We start from the raw sequence: 16,542 nt of genomic DNA, 5'->3' as shown, positions 1-16,542 counted from the left end.
GGAGCGGGTGGGCACTTTCTTCATGCCCAGGTACGACATCCCGCTACTCCCCCGGGAGTCTTGCGCGTACGTCAGACGACGCTGGGGAGCGCCCCCTGGTCGAAGTACGGCACGGGCTCGTTCGCCGCGACCGCCCAGGCGCGCGACAGGGCGCCGAACGCGCGGTCGTATTCCTCCGGCGTGTAGGTGATCGGGACGCGGAGGAAGCGCTCGAAGGCCCCGTCGATCCCGAACCGCGGACCGGCGGCGATCAGCAGCCCGTGGCTCCGCGCGGCCAGCGCCAGCGCCGAACTGACGGGTGCGCCGATGCCGACCCAGGCCGTGAGCCCGCCGTGCTGGGCCGGGACGGTCCAGTCCGGGAACAGGTCCGTCACGAGCCTGCGGACGGTGTCGCTCCCCTGCCGCAGCTGCCCGCGCCGCTCCTCAATGATCTCGTCGAGCTGAGGGAGGAGACGCGCAACGACCAGCTGCTCGATCACTGGGGTGCCGAGGTCGGTGGCCGGCTTCGCGGCGATCAGGCGCTGGATGTGGGAGCGGTCCGCGCGGATCCAGCCGATCCGAAGTCCACCCCACAGCGTCTTGCTGGCCGAGCCGATCATGATGATCGGAGCGCCCGGCGCCGAGTCGTCGGCGTAGCGCGGCATCGGCAGGTACTCGCCGACACGGTCGATATCGAGTTCGGCCGTCGTCTCGTCGGCGACGACGATGGCGCCGTGCCCGGCCGCGGCGGCCAGCACGCGCTCCCGCGTCTCCGGCGACATGGAGGCTCCGGTCGGGTTGTGGAAGTCCGGGATGAGGTACGCGAGCGCGGGGTTGGCCCGGCGGAAGGTCTGCTCGATGGCGTCCGCATCCCATCCATCGTTCTGCTCGCCGAGCCGGTGCGGGCCCTCCTCGGGCGCGGTGACCGTGATGGGCACGAGGCGCGCTCCGGCCAGCCGGATCGCCTCGATGGCGTGCGGGTAGGTGGGCACCTCGATGACGACGCGATCGCCGCGCTGCAGGAAGGTGCGTGCGATGAGTGCGATCGCCTGCTGCGCCCCCACGGTGACGACGATCTGGTCCGCCTCGGTGGGGAGGCCGCGGCGGGTGTACCGCTCGGCGATCTGCGCGCGCAGGTGCGGCAGGCCGACGGGGTCGTAGCCGGGCTCGGACAAGAAGCGCGGCAGGTCCTCCGCTGCCGCCCGCGCTGCGGCCGCCAGCCCGGACGCCGCAGGCAGGGACGCCTTGGTGAAGTCGAGCATCCCCTCACCGCCGACCGCGGGGAGCGGCAGGGTGCCGCCGGGCAAGCGGGTGACGCTGCCGGAGCCGCGCACACTGTCGACGAACCCGGCCTCGCGCAGCTGACGGTAGGCCGCGGCAACGGTGGTGCGGCTCAGTTCCAGCCGGGCGGCCAGGTCGCGCTCGGCCGGCAGACGCGTGCCCATCGGGATGCGGCCGTCGAGCACGAGGAGCCGGATGCGGTCGGCGAGGGCCAGATACCCGGCGGCGTTGGTCCGCCAGGCCCCGAGGAGCACCTCGAGCGAGCGGGCGGTGAGCTGGACATCCGACATGCAGGCCACTTTAGGTCAATTGGCATCTTGCCGCCAGTCCAATCGCTGCGATTGGATTGTGCCCATGACCACCGGACTGCTCCTCACCCGACGCCTCGTGCAGCTGTTGATCGGCCTGTTCCTGTACGGGATCGCCATCGCGCTCATGGTCCGCGCCGGTATCGGGCTGTCACCGTGGGATGTGCTGGCACAGGGTGTCTCGCTCAAGACGGGGATCCCGTTCGGTTTCGTCACGAACCTGATCGGGCTGGTCGTCCTGGCGTTCTGGATTCCGCTCCGCCAGCGACCGGGTCTTGGCACCGTCCTGAACGTGCTGCTGGTCGGCCCGAGCGCCCAACTCGGGCTCGACCTCATCCCGCAGCAGACGATCCTCTGGGTGCAGGTGCTGTTCTTCGCCGCGGGTCTCGGGCTGCTGGCCGTGGCCACCGGGCTGTACATCGGGCCGCGGCTCGGACCGGGTCCGCGCGACGGGTTGATGACCGGCCTGCACGCGCGCACCGGGCGGCCGATCTGGATGGTGCGGACGGCGATCGAGGTGACCGTGCTCATCATCGGGTGGGTCCTCGGCGGCAATGTCGGCGTCGGGACGCTCGCGTTCGCGCTGCTCGTCGGTCCGCTGTGCAGCATCACCCTCCCCTTCTTCGCGATCCGCCTGCCGCAGGACGCTGCAACGACTGAGGCAGAGCTGGAGAGCGAGCTCGAGGGATCGGCCGAGCAGTCGGCCGGCCTCGGCGAGGAGCGGGATGCCGTCCGTTACGACGTGCGCGACGGCATCCTGCTCGAATCCGATCGCGCCGCGCACGCACGCGGCGCCCGGGCCGACTCCCCCTTCGTCCGGGCTCCCCAGCCCGACCGCGCAGTGCCTCTGCCTGCGGCCTCACCCTCTCGCCCGTCCCGCCTCATCGCCGCCCACTGGCTCGACGACCGCCTGGCCCGCCGCCCCCGCCACCCCTGACCCGTAGCCGTCGAGCACAGGAAAAGTGCGACCTTTAGAGCCGAGACTCAACAGATTTCCTGTGCTCGGCGGCTAGCGGGCGGGTCAGGCGAGGTGGGCGGCGGCGTAGGTGCGGAGGGCGTCGCGCACGAAGGCGGCGCCGGAGGTGCCCCCGTAGTTCGCGGCGAAACGCTCGTCGGCGACGTACATCTCGCCGAGACCGGTCAGGTAGGCGGCACGGGGCGCGCCGGTGCCGTACCCGGGGGTGCCGGGAATGTCGGCCAGCCACTCTGCGTGGCGCCGCGCGAGCTCCTGCGCCTCGGGCGAATCCGGCGCGACTCCGCTCGCCGCAGCGGCCTGCCAATCCTCCGCCAGGCGCTGCTGGCGGTCCTGCCACGCCCGCCGCTCCTCCGGGCTCTTGCTGCGCCACCAGGCATCCGAGGTCGCGTAGGCCTCCTTACCCCATCGCTCCTCCACCTCTTCCTTGTACTGCGTGTGATCGAATCCGTCGAACATGCGCTCGGCCACGATCTCTTCTCCTTCCTCCACCGCGTGGATCGTCGACTCGACCGACGCGATCTGCCGCGCCAGCCGTTCCCGCTCCGCCCGTAACCATGTGAGGTGGTCGCGCAGGGCGGGTGCCGCATCCGTCCGATCGTCGAGCACGCGACCGACGGCCTCGAGGCCGAGTCCGAGCTCGCGGAGCAGAAGGATGCGCTGCAGCCGCACGAGGGAGTCGCGGTCGTAGTACCGGTAGCCGTTGCCGCCGACGCGGCTCGGCTTGAGCAGCCCGATGGCGTCGTAGTGGCGCAGCGTGCGGCTGGTGGTGCCGGCGATCCGCGCGATGTCCTGGATGGACCAGTCCATGTCTCCTCCTCCCCGTGCGGTGTGACACCCACGTTAGGAGTTGACGTTACGTCAAGGTCAAGCGCGCGGCTACCGCTTCGCGCGGGCGGGGACCTTCTTCTGAGAGCCGGCCGTGGCCGCCGGTTCGTGCGCCTCTGGCGTCGGCTCGGGGATGGACCCGGCGATCCGCTCCACGGTCTCCTCCGGCTCGGTCATCGTGATCGGCACCGGGTGGATGTGGATGGGCGTGCGGGCGGCGGCGGCCGGCGCCAGCGGGCGGCGGGCGATGGGGCGCACCGGCTCGCCGCGGCGGTCCTGGCCGGGGAGCGGGCGGGAGCGGCGCCCGTAGATCAGCGACGACGAGTCCAGCAGCCACGGGACGAGCGCGACCGTGACGCCGTGGCACAGCATCAGCTGCTTGCTGATCCGGCGCGACCGGTGGTTGTGCAGCAGCCCCTCCCACCAGTGGCCGACGATGTACTGCGGCAGGTAGACGGTCACGACCTCCGAGCCGTGCTCCTCGCGACGGTGCTTGAGGTACTTCACGAGGGGGATGCCGAAGTCGCGGTACGGCGACTCGATGATGGTGAGCGGCACGTGGATGTTCTGCTCGATCCACTGCCGCTGCAGCTTCTGCGTCGCCTCCTCCTCGATGGAGACGTGCACCGCCTCGATCGAGTCGTGGCGGGCGGCGATGGCGTAGTCGAGGGCCTTGAGCGCCGGCTTCTGCATCTTGCCGATCAGCACGACGGCGTGGTCGCCGACGCTTCCGAACGTCGTGACCGGGTCGACCTCGACCTCTTTCTCGACGTCGCGGTAGTACCGGTTGACGCCCAGCATGAGGAACCACAGGATCGGCATGAAGATGAAGACCAGGTACGCGCCGTGCGTGAACTTGGTGATCGTCACGACGATGAGGACGATGGCGGTCAGGCAGGCGCCGAAGGCGTTGATGCAGAGCGAGCGGATGATCCCCGAGCGTTCGCGCCCGGTCTGGCCGCCGGCGCGCAGCAGCGAGATCCAGTGCTTCACCATCCCGGACTGGCCGAGGGTGAACGAGACGAAGACGCCGATGATGTAGAGCTGGATCAGCTGGGTCAGGTTGGCTTGATAGACGACCAGCAGCACCGTTGCCGCCAGCGCGAGGATGATCATGCCGTTCGAGTACACCAGGCGGTCGCCGCGGGTATTGAGGGCTTTGGGGGCGTAGGAGTCGCGCGCGAGCACCGAGCCGAGCAGCGGGAAGCCGTTGAAGGCCGTGTTCGCCGCGAGCAGCAGCACGATGGCCGTGGCGGCCTGCACCAGGAAGAAGAGGAAGGTGTTGTTGCCGAATGTGGCCGCAGCGATCTGGGCGATCAGACTGCGCTGAGGCTGGGTCGCGCACTGCGCCCAGCCCTGGAGGTCGCAGGGATTCTCGGCGTAGTGCACGCCGCTGATCAGCGCGATCGCGGTCAGGCCGGCGAACAGGGTGATGGCGATCCCGCCCATCAGGGCGAGGGTGACGCGGGCATTGCGGATCTTGGGGGTGCGGAACGCAGGGACGCCGTTAGCGACGGCCTCCACACCGGTGAGGGCCGAACATCCACTGGAGAATGCGCGGAGCAGCAGCAGGACGATCGCGGCCTGCGTCAGGGAGTCGGCATGCACCTGGTAGGCGGAGGACTCGGCGACCGGGGCGTCCCCGAAGACGGTGCGGACGAGCGCGGTCACGATCATCAGCGCGATGCTGCCGATGAAGATGTAGGTCGGGAGGGCGAACGCCTTGGACGACTCGCGCACCCCGCGCAGATTCACCGCGGCGATGATGATGACGCAGAGGATCGCGAGTTCGACGCGCCACGGAGCGAGGAAGGGCAGAGCGGAGATGACGTTGTCCACACCGGAGGCGACCGACACCGCGACGGTGAGCACGTAGTCCACCAGCAGCGCGGAGGCGACGACGAGGCCCGCCTTCTCGCCGAGGTTCTTGTGCGCGACCTCGTAGTCGCCACCGCCGGACGGGTACGCCTTGACCAGCTGTCGGTAGCTCAGCACCACCGTGACGAGCAGGACGACGACCGCGGCGGCGACCCACGGCGCGAAGGTGAGGAAGGCCAACCCGCCGAGCAGCAGGATCATGAGCAGTTCCTGCGGCGCATACGCCACGCTCGACAGCGCGTCGGAGGCGAAGATGGGTAGCGCGAGGTGCTTCGGGAGCAGTTGTCCTTCGAGCTTTTCACTCGGAAGCGGGTCGCCGATCAACCAGCGCTTCGGGGATCTCCCCTCAGTTGTCACGAGTGGCGAGCATACTCGCTGCCAAACCACTGTCAAGTCGGCGCGTCGCGTCCTCCTGACGCTCGTGTTCTGCAAACACTGAGGACTGCGCCGCCCGGGGGTCATCCGCCGCGGATTGACGCGGTACGGCGACCCACAGCGGCCTCACTGGGAGCCGAATGAGCATTGGCTGACTCTTTTCCGGGCGGACGATTGCGGTCAGCGGCGCTCGAGCGCCTCGACGATGGTTCGGCGCACGCGGTCCAGTTCGCCCTTGAGCAGCGGCACGACGTCCGCTGGGAGCACACCGCGAGCAGCCTGGGATCGCAGGTCGGTCCGCAACTGCTGCCGGAACTCGTTGAGCGCTGCCTCAGCGTCCCGCACCGCCGCCATCCCGGCGCCGCGCGCATCCGGGTCCGCCTCCCGCTCTGCGTCGCGCGCCTCCTGCCGTGGATCGACCCGGGAGGCGTTCCGCTTGGCCTCGCGCGCCGCCGAGGCGAGCTCGGCGCGGAGCGTGCGCATCGCGTCGTTGACGCCGGCCCGGACCTCATCGGCGAGACGGCGTACCGAGTCGGTGAGCTCCTCCTCGATCGCGTCCAGCTCGGGCCGGCGGGCGGCGAGTTCTGCGCGCCCGGCGTCGGTGATGGCGTAGACGGTCTTGCGGCCGTCCGCCGACTTGGTGACGAGGCCCTCCTCCTCCAGCTTCGCGAGCCGGGGATAGATGGTGCCGGCGCTCGGGCTGTAGGTCCCGCCGAAGCGGTCGGACAGCGCCTGGATCAGCTCGTACCCGTGTCGCGGAGACTCGTCGAGGAGGCTCAGCAGGTACAGCCGGAGGCTGCCGTGCGAGAAGACGGGGCTCACGCCGACGCCTCCTGCGATGTCGCGCCCTCGGCGCCCGACGCCTGGGAGCCGGAGGTCTGCGCGTTAGCCGAGCTGCGGAGCACCGCCGCATCCCCCGAGACGGAATTCACGCTGATCTCGACCCAGGTTCCGTTGAGGCTGCCGGAGGTGCCGGTGTACCCCTTGCCCATCCCGCCGACGACGGTCATGTTGTCCAGCTGCACCTTGCCCGAGACGGTGTTCACGCGGTAGCGAGCGCCGACGGCTTCGGGGATGCGGATGGTCGTATCACCCGAGACCGAGTTGACGGAGATGGCGTCCGGCGTGCCCGTGACGTCGATCATCACATCGCCGGAGACGCCGTCGGAGGAGAAGCGGCCGATGGCGCCGGTCGCCGTCACGTCGCCCGATACCGTGTGCGCGGTGATGCGTCCCGTGTGGTCGCGGACGGACAGCTCGCCGTTGACGGAGTTGAGCTCGATGTCGCCCGTGAGGCCGTCGGCCACCACATCACCCGACACCGTGCTGAGACGAGCGTCGGTGTGGAGCCCGGACACGAGCGCGGCCGCGGAGACGACGCCGAACTTGAGTTCGACATCCCGTGGCACGAGCACGCTGACGTCGGCGCGTGCACTCGAGCGCATCGACTTGAAGACCTCGATGAAGTTGTCCCAGCGCAGTTGCGGGTGGTCGATCTCGAGGCGGTCCCCGTCGACGACGATCTTGAGGTCGCGACCGGCGACCGAGTGGACCTCGATGCGCGCGCCCGGCTCATCGTGCCCGACGATGTCGATCTGACCGCCGATGAAGCCGACCTTGAGGGCGCGGACGATCTCCACGTCGATGGTGCGACTCTCGCCCGGCTGGATCAGCCACTTCTCTTGTGCCATCGTGCTTGCTCCTTGTTCTCCGGTCCCCTGCCGGGACCGTCGGTGATTCGCGTTATATCGCGACTGTTGACGTAAATCACGATATATCGCGAGTGGGCTCCTGGCAAGCGGATTCCCGCTGGATGGAGGGAGTTCAGGGGACGCTCGGGGAAAACCCTGAGAAGCGCGGCGGCTGAAGGCTGCGGGCGCCGGGCTAGTGGCGGCGGAGCCACGGCTGCAGCAGCCGCGTGACGAACGGAAGGAGGACGTAGGTCATGACCGGCGTCAGACACAGTGTGGACGCGAGGACCGTCGCCAGCGGCCAGAGCGTGTGCCAGCCGGGAACAAAGATCCCGGTCAGATAGGTGAAGGCGAGGGAGAGCGGGAAGAAGCCGAGCCAGATCGTCACGGCCTGCTTCCACCGCGGCGGCGCGGCAGGCACGCCGGGCTGCGGCTGGTCGAACCAGCCCTCGATGCCCGTCCGCCGCTCCACGCGCGCCACCTCGACGAGCTCGCGGCCCTCGTACAGCCACTCCGCGCGGTCGTCGGACGCCTCCCAGGCCTCGAGGGTGTCGGCATCGGCGAACCGGTACAGCATGTGCCACTCGTCCGAATCCGCGTGCGCGCGCACCCATCCCGAGCCGAGGAAGCCGTCGTACGTGTTCGCCAGATTCACCCCCGACTGGACCCAGTGGGTCACGTCGGCGAGACGGTTGCCGTCGACGCGGCGGGTGATGGAGACGGTGACGGGCAGGCGACGCGCTCGTGGCGCATCCAGGAGGGGCTCTTGTGGAGACATGACTCCATTCTCTCCGGGCTGCGTTACGGCCGGATTTCAGGAGTGATCAGCGCGGGCCGATCAGCGCGGGCCGATCAGCGCGGGCCGATCAGCGCGGGCCGATCGCGCACGACGAGCCGCGGCGTGACCAGGCGGTGGCGCGGATCCGCGAGTTCCTCGCCCGGGCGCACCTTGCCGCCGTGCGCCCCGGTGAGCAGTTCGAGCACCCCCGCCGCGACCTCGTCGAGTTGCTGGCCCACACTCGAGAAGCCCAGGGCGGCCGCGATCGGAGTGTCGTCGTAGCCGACCACCGGGGGCCGCCCGCCGGCCGCGGTGAGCACCCCGAGAGCCAGCGAATCGGAGGCGCAGACGACGCCGTCGAGCGTTCCGGCCTGTGCCTCCAGACGGCGGATCGCCTCCGCGCCGAACGGCACGCCGTCCTCGGTCGCGATGTCGAGGAGCCGCAGCTCGTCGTGCGGGAGTCCGCTCCCGGCGAGCATCGCCTCGCGCCACCCTTCACGACGGTCGTCACCGGTGCCCGACCCGCTGGGCCAGCCGACGAACCCGACACGCGGTCCCGCGGCGGCCAGGAGGTGGGCCGTGGCCGCCCGCAGTCCCGCGCGGCCATCCACATCTACCCAGAGATGCTCCGGGTCGGTCATGTCGTCGATCCCCCACGGCCGCCCGAAGGTGACGAAGGACTGGCCATTCTCGATCAGCCACTCGGTCCGCGGGTCGCCGTGGAAGGTCGACGTGAGCACGAACGCATCCACGTCGGCCGCGTCGGACAGGCGACGGAACTGCTCGATCTCGTCCTCGGGGTCTGCCGCCGTGAACAGCAGCATGCGCAGCCCCTGCCGGTCGGCCTGCTCGGTGAGCGCGTGCAGGAAGCGGTCGAGGATGCTGCCCGAGATCCCGTCCTGGGTGATCGGGTCGAGCCGGATGCCGATGGTCGAACTCTTCTGCGTGCGCAGTCTGCGGGCGGACGCGTGCGGCCGATAGCCGAGCGTGTGGATGGCCGCCTGGACCCGTTCGCGCGTCTCCGGCCGCACGAGTTCGGGCGCGTTGAGCACGTTCGACACGGTCTGCCGGGACACCCCGGCGACACCGGCGACGTCGGTGACGGTCGGCTGCAGACCCATCGCGGCTCCTCCCTCGTCGACTGGATATGACCTTACTGGGCCGCTTGACACCTCCGGAAGCGCGTGGCTACTGTGGCAGACATCCCAGTTTGATCGTTCAAATTCACCGTAGCAGTCGTTGATTTGATCGATCAAACGAGTGAGCCGGGACAGTTGGCAGGACCGAAGGAGGTCGGATGCGCGCACCGCAGCGCCGCATCGAAGCCTGCTGTCCTCGGATCGCGAAGTTGTTCACAACGGGACCTACCGGACGGGTTGTCCACCGTTTTTCCGGCCTTTCACACGTGCACCCGCACACCGGGCACACTCACACCGAGGAGACACGAATGCGCAGAATCACACACCGCCTGCTCGCGAGCGGCGCCGTCGCCGCCGCGACCGCGCTCGCCCTGACCGCGTGCGGCTCGGGCTTCGGGGGCGGCAGCAGCGACGCGTCGACCGGCAAGCTCACGTCGTCGAGCAAGCCGCTCACCGTCATGATCGGGTCGTCGGGCGACGCCGAGACGAAAGCTGTCACCTCCGCGGTCGGCGACTGGGCGAAGGGCTCCGGCACCAAGGCCACCGTGGTCGCCGCCAGCGACCTCAACCAGCAGCTCTCACAGGGCTTCGCGGCGAAGAAGCCGGCGGATGTCTTCTACCTGTCGACCGATGCCCTGGCCGGCTACGCCTCCAACGGCTCCCTACTGGCCTACGGTGACCAGCTCAGCAACAAGAGCGACTTCTACCCGAGCCTGGTGAAGTCGTTCACCTACGACGGCAAGTTCTATTGCGCTCCGAAAGACTTCTCCACGCTGCAGCTGATCATCAACACGGAGGCCTGGACCGCGGCGGGGCTGACCGACTCCGACATCCCGAAGACGTGGGACCAGCTCGAAGCCGTGTCGAAGAAGCTCACCACCGGCAGCCAGGTCGGTCTCGGCATCTCGGGCGAGTACGCCCGCATCGGCTCGTTCATGGTTCAGGCCGGCGGCAACCTCATGAACGACGACAGCACGAAGGCGACCGCCGACAGCGAGGCGAACGTGAAGGCTCTCGACTTCGTCAAGAAGATGCTGAACGACGGCGACCTCGAGTACGCCAAAGACCTCGGCGCAGGCTGGGGCGGAGAGGCGTTCGGAAAGGGCCTCGCTGCGATGACGATCGAGGGCAACTGGATCACCGGCGCCCTCAAGTCCGACTTCCCGAATGTCAAGTACACGATCGCCGAGCTGCCGAAGGGCCCGGCCGGTCAGGGCACGCTGCAGTTCACCAACTGCTGGGGCATCGCCGCCGACAGCCCCAACCAGGCGGCCGCGCTCAAACTGGTCGAGAAGCTGACCAGCAAGAGCGACCAGCTGGCGTTCTCGAAGGCCTTCGGACCGATGCCGTCGATCAAGTCGGCCGCGGACGAGTGGAAGTCGGCCAACCCCGAGCTCGCGCCGTTCCTCGCCGCCGCGGACTACGCCAAGAACGTTCCGACCGCGAAGGGTGCTGCCGACGTGGTGACCGACCTGAACAGCAAGCTCGAATCGCTGGCGACAGGCGATCCGAAGTCGATCCTCGAGGCCACTCAGAAGAACCTCGAAGCGCTGAAGTAGCCCGGCGCAGTATCCCTTCCCGCAGAAACGCTCCCGGCAGAAAAGGACACGTCATGTCTGCAACCACGAGTCGGTCTCGTCGCACCGGAATCCGGCGCGGCGAGGCCGCCTCGGGGTGGTTGTTCACCGCCCCGGTCATCGTTCTGCTCGGGGTGTTCCTCGTCATCCCCGTGCTCATGGCGCTCTGGGTGAGCTTCTCCGACTGGGGAGGGCGCGGGAGCCCCTTCTCGTCCGACGTGAACTTCGTCGGTCTCAAGAACTATGCAACGCTGCTCGGAGGCGGCGGCCTCGCCGAGCAGGACTTCGGGATGTCGCTGAAGAACAATGCCTGGTACGTCGTCCTCGTGGTGCCGATCCAGACGGCGGTGTCGCTCGGTCTCGCGATCCTCGTGAACCGGGCCATCCTGCGGGGTCGCGGCTTCTTCCGTACCGCCTTCTACTTCCCCTCCGTCACCAGCTCGGTCGCGATCACCGTGCTGTGGCTCTTCCTGTTCAGCACCAGCGGCGCTGTCAACAAGGTGCTGTCGTGGGTGGGCATCCACGGCCCCAACTGGTTCAACGACCCGTCCGGCATCATCCACAACCTCTTGGCCGCCCTCGGAGTGGCGCAGGCACCTGCCGCGCTCACGCAGAACACCGCTCTCGGCGTCTCCTGGTGGGACTGGCTGGGCGGCCCGTCCGTCGCGATGTCGGCCTACATCATCATGGCCGTGTTCACCACGAGCGGCACCTTCATGCTCCTGTTCCTGGCCGCGCTCCAGAATCTGGGCGGCGACATCACCGAGGCAGCGATGATGGATGGCGCGAGCGCCTGGCAGCGCTTCTGGCGGATCACCCTCCCGCAGCTCCGTCCGACCCTGTTCACCGTGCTGACGCTGGGCCTCATCGGCTGCTGGCAGGTGTTCGACCAGATCTACACCGGAACCCGCGGCGCTCCGGGCAAGACCACCCTCACGCCGGCATACCTCTCTTACCAGACCTCGTTCGTCAATCAGGAGTGGGGCCAGGGCGCCGCCATCGCCTTCATCCTGTTCGTCATCATCGTCGTCTTCACCCTCTTCCAGCGGTGGGTGCTGAGCGAGCGAAAGGTATCCAGACGGCGGATGCGGCTCTACCAGCCGCCGAGCTCTGCCAGCACAGCCGCCGAAGACCGGAAGGAAGCGCTCCGATGACCACGAGCATCGTCCAGGCGGAGAGCACGGCCGCGGTTTCGCGTCCGCCGGCCAGGCGCCCCTCGGCTCCGCGGCGGCGTTCGACGGGAACGGTGGTCGCGACGTCGGTCACCTACGCGATCCTCATCGCATTGGCCGTCGTCTACATCATGCCGTTCCTCATCCAGCTCGCCACGTCGTTCAAGACCGACGCCGAGGCCTCGTCGAACCCGGTCGGACTGATCCCGCAGACCTTCACCGCGGCCGCTTATACGAAGCTCTTCCTGAACTCCGACTTCCCGGTGTGGTTCGGCAACACGGCGATCGTGACCATCTTCGTCACCGCCGGCCGCGTCTTCTTCGACTCGCTCGCCGGGTATGCCCTGGCGCGGCTGCACTTCCGGGGCCGCACCGTGGTGTTCGCGGCGCTGGTCGCCGTCATGTCGGTGCCCATGGTGGTGCTGCTCATCCCGAAGTTCCTGGTCATCAACCAGCTCGGGATGTACGACTCCTACACGGGCATGATCCTGCCGCTGCTGACGGATGCGGCGGGAGTCTTCATCATGAAGAACTTCTTCGAGTCCATCCCGGCGAGCGTGGAGGAGCAGGCGCGCATCGACGGCGCGGGAACGTTCCGCGTGTTCTGGTCGATCGTGCTGCCCATGGCACGGCCCGCCCTGATCACCATCATCATCCTGTCGTTCCAGGGCTCGTGGAACGAGCTCGCCCACTTCATCGTCTCGACACAGAGCCCTGCGTTGACGACCCTCACCAAGGGCGTCGCCGGACTCGCCAGCGGCCAACTGAGCCAAGGCAGTCAATACCCGCTCAAGCTCGCGGCTGCGGCGATCATGACCATCCCCGTCGCCGTCCTGTTCTTCATCTTCCAGCGCCGCATCATGAACTCCAGCGACGGGGCGGTCAAGGAATGAGCGCCGAACTCGAGACCCCGACGATCACCCACGACCACGAAAGCACCTCCCCCGCGATGACTCAGCCCCTCCAGCCGCTCCTCCACGACAGCACCGTCGTGCTGACCGCGCCCTCCCAGGCCTGGTCGGCTCCCGACGGCCAGATCGACGGGCGGACCGCCGGGAGTCTCGGAGGGCGCGGCATCCACGGGTTCCACCACTCGGATCTGCGCGTGCTGGATCGCATCCTCCTCACCGTCGGCGGCGCCGCCCCCGAACACATCGCCACGGCCGGCCCCGACGCGGCCACAGCGACGTTCACCTCCCTGGCACGGGCCATCGACGACGCGACGGCCGACCCGCGGGTGCGGATCGACCGGACCCGACGGGTGCGTCCGGGGGTGCTGTCCGAGTGGATCGTGCTGCGCAATGCCCTTTCGACACCGCTGAGCACCGTCGTCGAGGTGCAGCTCGGCGCGGACTTCACCCCGATGCAGCAGCTCAAGGCCGGCCTCACCGGCAGCGAGCACCCGGTGTCGGTCGAGCCGGACGGCGCGATCGGGGCGGTTCTCCGCTGCGGTGCCGTCACCGCTCGCGTCACCGGTGCGGACGCCGCGATAACGGTTGCCGACGACACGGTGACACTCCGATGGGACGTGGAGGTGCGACCGCACGACGAGCTGGCGCTCGAGTGGCGCACGGAGGTGGACGACCCCACCGCGGTCGTCGGGGGTGCGGAGCCGTCCGAGGTCTGGTCCGCGTTCCGCGCCGAGACCGGCGATTCGCGGCTCGCATCCTGGCTGGAGCGTGCACTCGCCGATCTGCAGTCGCTGCGCATGTCGACGGTCGAACGGCCCGACGACGTCTTCCTGGCCGCCGGAGCCCCGTGGTTCTTCACCCTCTTCGGCCGTGACTCGCTGTGGGCTGCACGCATGGTGCTCCCCCTCGGCACCGAGCTCGCCGCATCCACTCTCCGGGTGCTCGCCCACTATCAGGGCAGCGCGACGGTCGCCGCCACGGCCGAGCAGCCGGGCAAGATCATGCACGAGCTGCGGCCGGGCGCTCTCGCCATCCCGGGCGAGAACGTCGTGCTGCCGCCGCTCTACTACGGCACCGTCGACGCGACCGCGCTCTGGGTGTGCCTGCTGCACGACGCGTGGAAGTGGGGCATGCCCCGCGACGAGGTCGAGTCGCTCCTTCCGCATCTGGAGGCTGCGCTCGCGTGGATGCGCGACTTCGGCGACAGCGACGGTGACGGGTTCCTGGAATACGTCGACACGACAGGCCACGGACTCGCGAATCAGGGATGGAAGGACTCGGGCGACTCCATCCAGTGGCGCGACGGCACGCTCGCCGACGGCCCGATCGCGCTGTGCGAGGTGCAGGGATACGCCTACGAGGCGGCAGTCGGTGGTGCCGAGCTGTTGGACGCCTTCGAGCGATCCGGCGGGGACGAGTGGCGCTCCTGGGCGGCGAACCTCAAGTCGCGCTTCAGCGACGCCTTCTGGATCGACGACCCGGCAGGCGCCTACCCCGCCGTCGCGCTGGACGCCGCCAAGCGGAAGGTCGACACGGTCACCAGCAACATCGGGCATCTGCTCGGGACCGGAATCCTCGAGCCGGAACAGGCGGCCCTCGTCGCCCGCCGGCTCGTCTCGCCCGAGCTGTCGTCGGGGTACGGGCTGCGGACCATGTCCACCGACTCCGACGGCTACTGGCCGCTGAGCTACCACGGCGGCAGCGTCTGGGCGCACGACACGGCGATCGCGATCAGCGGGCTCGCCCGCGAGGGCTTCCGATCCGAGGCCGCGCAGCTGGCCGACGGCCTGCTCGCCGCCGCGGACGGCTTCGGATACCGCATGCCGGAACTGCACTCCGGGGACAGTGCGGACGAGACCGCCTCCCCCATCCCGTATCCGGCCGCATGCCGTCCCCAGGCGTGGTCGGCGGCCGCCGCCGTGGCCGTGCTGAGCGCCCGCCTCGGCCTGCGCACGGACGCACCCGCTGGCACCTTCGAGGTCGCTCCCGACCCGGCCGCGGGCAGCATGCGCATCCGCGGCCTCCGCTTCGCGGGCGAGCCCCGCGACGTGACCGCCTGATGGGATGGCTGCGGCCGTCCGTCCCGTCACCCGCCGCGTCCCTCACGCTCCACCACGTCGCGCGAGTGGTGAGTCGTTGCTGTTTCGGGCGTCGAGTTGCGACTTGTTGTCGCAACTCGGCGGAGGAGGGTCGGGCCCCGCAACAGGCCGCGGCTACAGCTGGGCCATGATCTGGCGGGCGATGATGCGGCCCGCGCGGTTCGCCCCGATCGTCGATGCTTGCGGACCGTATCCGGCCAGGAAGATGCGCGAATCCTGCCACGAGGCGCCCGACGCGACGGTCAGCCCGCCGGTCTTCTCGCGCAGGCGCAGTGGCGCGAGGTGGCGAAGCTCCGGGCGGAATCCGGTCGCCCAGATGATGGCGTCGGCCTGGGTGAACGAGCCGTCGGGCCAGCGCACCCCGTCCTCTTCGATCCGCGTGAACATCCCGCGCTCGATCAGGACGCCGCGCTCGATTCCCGCGGCGATCCGTCGGGTACGCGGCACGCCCGTCCCGCTCACGATCGACGGGAGGGCCTGGCCGGCGCGCGCGGCCGCGTCCTGCATCGCCACCGCGGCGACGCCGCCCTCGATGGTGAGCTCTGACTCGTCGCGGAAATCGACCGGCCGCCGGGTCGCCCACGTGAGCGACGCGGCGACGCCCTCCAGCTCGAGCAGGAACCCGATCGCGCTCGTGCCGCCGCCCACGACGACGACCGACTGACCCGCGAACTCCTCCGCCGAGAGGTAGCTCGACGTGTGCACCTGCCGGCCCCGGAACGAGTTCACGCCCGGATAGTACGGAACGAACGGAGCCCCCCAGGTGCCGGTCGCGTTGACGACGATCTTGGTCGCGGTCTCGCCCTCGGTGTGCTCGACGATGAGGTCCGCGCCCCGGTCGAAGACACTCGTCACGGTGACCGGGCGCTGCACGTCGAGCCCGTAGAACTCCTCATAGCGGCGGTAGTAGCCGGCGACGATATCCCGGGCCGGGAGGGTGCGGTCGGCCGTCTCGAAGCTCAGCCCGACCTCGGCCATGCCCGGGAGGTCGTTGACGTGATGGGCGCTTCCGAGCTTGAGAGCATCCCACCGGTGCTGCCAGGCTCCGCCGGTGCGGGGTCCGCGGTCGTAGATGATGAAATCGACGCCCGGAGTGAGCTCGAATCGACGCAGGTAGTAGGCGACGGCGAGGCCCGCCTGGCCCGCGCCGATGACCACCACCTGGGTGTCGGTCCTGCTCGTGCTCACGTGCTCATCCCATCATTTCTCACTGTGCGCCGACTCCGGGGACCGGAGGGGCCGCATGCTAAACTGAATCGTAGTTTTCACTGTTTCTATCGGATCCCCGGCGAGTCTCTCGCGCGGGCTGGGACCAAAAGGGGGTCACGCATGGGGCGCGGCCGTCAAAAAGCGAAGCACACCAAGATCGCTCGCGAGCTGAAGTCGTTCAGTCCGAATGTGAACTACGACGCGCTGGAGCGAGAGCTGACCGGTCACTCCCACAGCGAAGACAGCCAATACGACAAGTGGGCTGAGTACGCGACCGAGCCTGAGGACACGTTCGAGTACGAGGACGAGGACGAGGAAACGGGCACGTCGAAGCGCGCTTAGCG

At 69.0% G+C, this 16,542-nt stretch carries 14 protein-coding genes; 6 read left to right on the top strand and 8 right to left on the bottom strand.

The window, feature by feature from the left end; translation table 11 throughout:
* Positions 1 to 71: 71 nt before the first annotated feature.
* Complete coding sequence (locus P3F85_RS00995) at positions 72 to 1,550, bottom strand: PLP-dependent aminotransferase family protein (RefSeq protein ID WP_374009404.1); 1,479 nt, start codon at positions 1,548 to 1,550, stop codon at positions 72 to 74.
* 64 nt (positions 1,551 to 1,614) lie between these two features.
* Between P3F85_RS00995 and P3F85_RS00990 the strand changes: the two genes are divergently transcribed.
* Positions 1,615 to 2,505: a YitT family protein gene (locus P3F85_RS00990; protein ID WP_374009403.1), complete on the top strand. Its 891-nt coding sequence runs from the start codon at positions 1,615 to 1,617 to the stop codon at positions 2,503 to 2,505.
* Between the two features lie 84 nt (positions 2,506 to 2,589).
* On the opposite strand, the gene P3F85_RS00985 is transcribed toward P3F85_RS00990, so the two are convergent.
* From P3F85_RS00985 to P3F85_RS00960, 6 genes are all read right to left on the bottom strand, one after another.
* The gene (locus P3F85_RS00985; RefSeq protein WP_374009402.1) at positions 2,590 to 3,351 is read right to left on the bottom strand and encodes a MerR family transcriptional regulator; all 762 of its coding nucleotides are present in this window, start codon (positions 3,349 to 3,351) and stop codon (positions 2,590 to 2,592) included.
* 69 nt (positions 3,352 to 3,420) lie between these two features.
* Positions 3,421 to 5,571 (bottom strand): APC family permease, encoded by a 2,151-nt coding sequence (locus P3F85_RS00980; protein WP_374010976.1) that lies wholly within the window; start codon positions 5,569 to 5,571, stop codon positions 3,421 to 3,423.
* 231 nt (positions 5,572 to 5,802) lie between these two features.
* Positions 5,803 to 6,444 carry a helix-turn-helix transcriptional regulator gene (locus P3F85_RS00975; protein WP_374009401.1) on the bottom strand — a complete coding sequence of 214 codons (642 nt, stop codon included), beginning with the start codon at positions 6,442 to 6,444 and terminating at the stop codon, positions 5,803 to 5,805.
* Positions 6,441 to 7,313 carry a DUF4097 family beta strand repeat-containing protein gene (locus P3F85_RS00970; protein ID WP_374009400.1) on the bottom strand — a complete coding sequence of 291 codons (873 nt, stop codon included), beginning with the start codon at positions 7,311 to 7,313 and terminating at the stop codon, positions 6,441 to 6,443. Before P3F85_RS00970 ends, P3F85_RS00975 begins: the two co-directional genes overlap by 4 nt.
* A 193-nt stretch (positions 7,314 to 7,506) precedes the next feature.
* The gene (locus tag P3F85_RS00965; protein WP_374009399.1) at positions 7,507 to 8,091 is read right to left on the bottom strand and encodes an antibiotic biosynthesis monooxygenase; all 585 of its coding nucleotides are present in this window, start codon (positions 8,089 to 8,091) and stop codon (positions 7,507 to 7,509) included.
* Between the two features lie 74 nt (positions 8,092 to 8,165).
* Positions 8,166 to 9,212, bottom strand: coding sequence for a LacI family DNA-binding transcriptional regulator (locus P3F85_RS00960; RefSeq protein WP_374009398.1), 1,047 nt, complete (start codon positions 9,210 to 9,212; stop codon positions 8,166 to 8,168).
* 326 nt (positions 9,213 to 9,538) lie between these two features.
* On the opposite strand from P3F85_RS00960, the gene P3F85_RS00955 reads away from it, so the two are divergent.
* From P3F85_RS00955 to P3F85_RS00940, 4 genes are read left to right on the top strand one after another with little or no spacing between them, the layout of a single operon-like run.
* Positions 9,539 to 10,789 (top strand): extracellular solute-binding protein, encoded by a 1,251-nt coding sequence (locus P3F85_RS00955; RefSeq protein WP_374009397.1) that lies wholly within the window; start codon positions 9,539 to 9,541, stop codon positions 10,787 to 10,789.
* A gap of 53 nt (positions 10,790 to 10,842) precedes the next feature.
* Complete coding sequence (locus tag P3F85_RS00950; RefSeq protein ID WP_374009396.1) at positions 10,843 to 11,961, top strand: carbohydrate ABC transporter permease; 1,119 nt, start codon at positions 10,843 to 10,845, stop codon at positions 11,959 to 11,961.
* Complete coding sequence (locus tag P3F85_RS00945; RefSeq protein ID WP_374009395.1) at positions 11,958 to 12,872, top strand: carbohydrate ABC transporter permease; 915 nt, start codon at positions 11,958 to 11,960, stop codon at positions 12,870 to 12,872. Before P3F85_RS00950 ends, P3F85_RS00945 begins: the two co-directional genes overlap by 4 nt.
* Complete coding sequence (locus P3F85_RS00940) at positions 12,869 to 14,950, top strand: glycogen debranching N-terminal domain-containing protein (protein WP_374009394.1); 2,082 nt, start codon at positions 12,869 to 12,871, stop codon at positions 14,948 to 14,950. Before P3F85_RS00945 ends, P3F85_RS00940 begins: the two co-directional genes overlap by 4 nt.
* Positions 14,951 to 15,103: 153 nt before the next feature.
* On the opposite strand, the gene P3F85_RS00935 is transcribed toward P3F85_RS00940, so the two are convergent.
* Entirely contained in the window at positions 15,104 to 16,177 is a 1,074-nt protein-coding gene (locus tag P3F85_RS00935; protein WP_374009393.1) for an NAD(P)-binding domain-containing protein, read from the bottom strand.
* 141 nt (positions 16,178 to 16,318) lie between these two features.
* Here P3F85_RS00935 and P3F85_RS00930 point away from each other — a divergent pair, with 141 nt between their 5' ends.
* A complete protein-coding gene (locus P3F85_RS00930) occupies positions 16,319 to 16,540 on the top strand; it encodes a DUF3073 domain-containing protein (protein WP_374009392.1) in 222 nt (73 codons plus the stop codon).
* Positions 16,541 to 16,542 lie beyond the last annotated feature (2 nt).

The sequence above is a fragment of the Leifsonia sp. T36S-04 genome, from assembly GCF_042465655.1.
Classification (GTDB): Bacteria; Actinomycetota; Actinomycetes; order Actinomycetales; family Microbacteriaceae; genus Leifsonia.
Note: the sequence above shows the minus strand (reverse complement) of the source record. Positions and strands in the feature narration are given on the sequence as shown.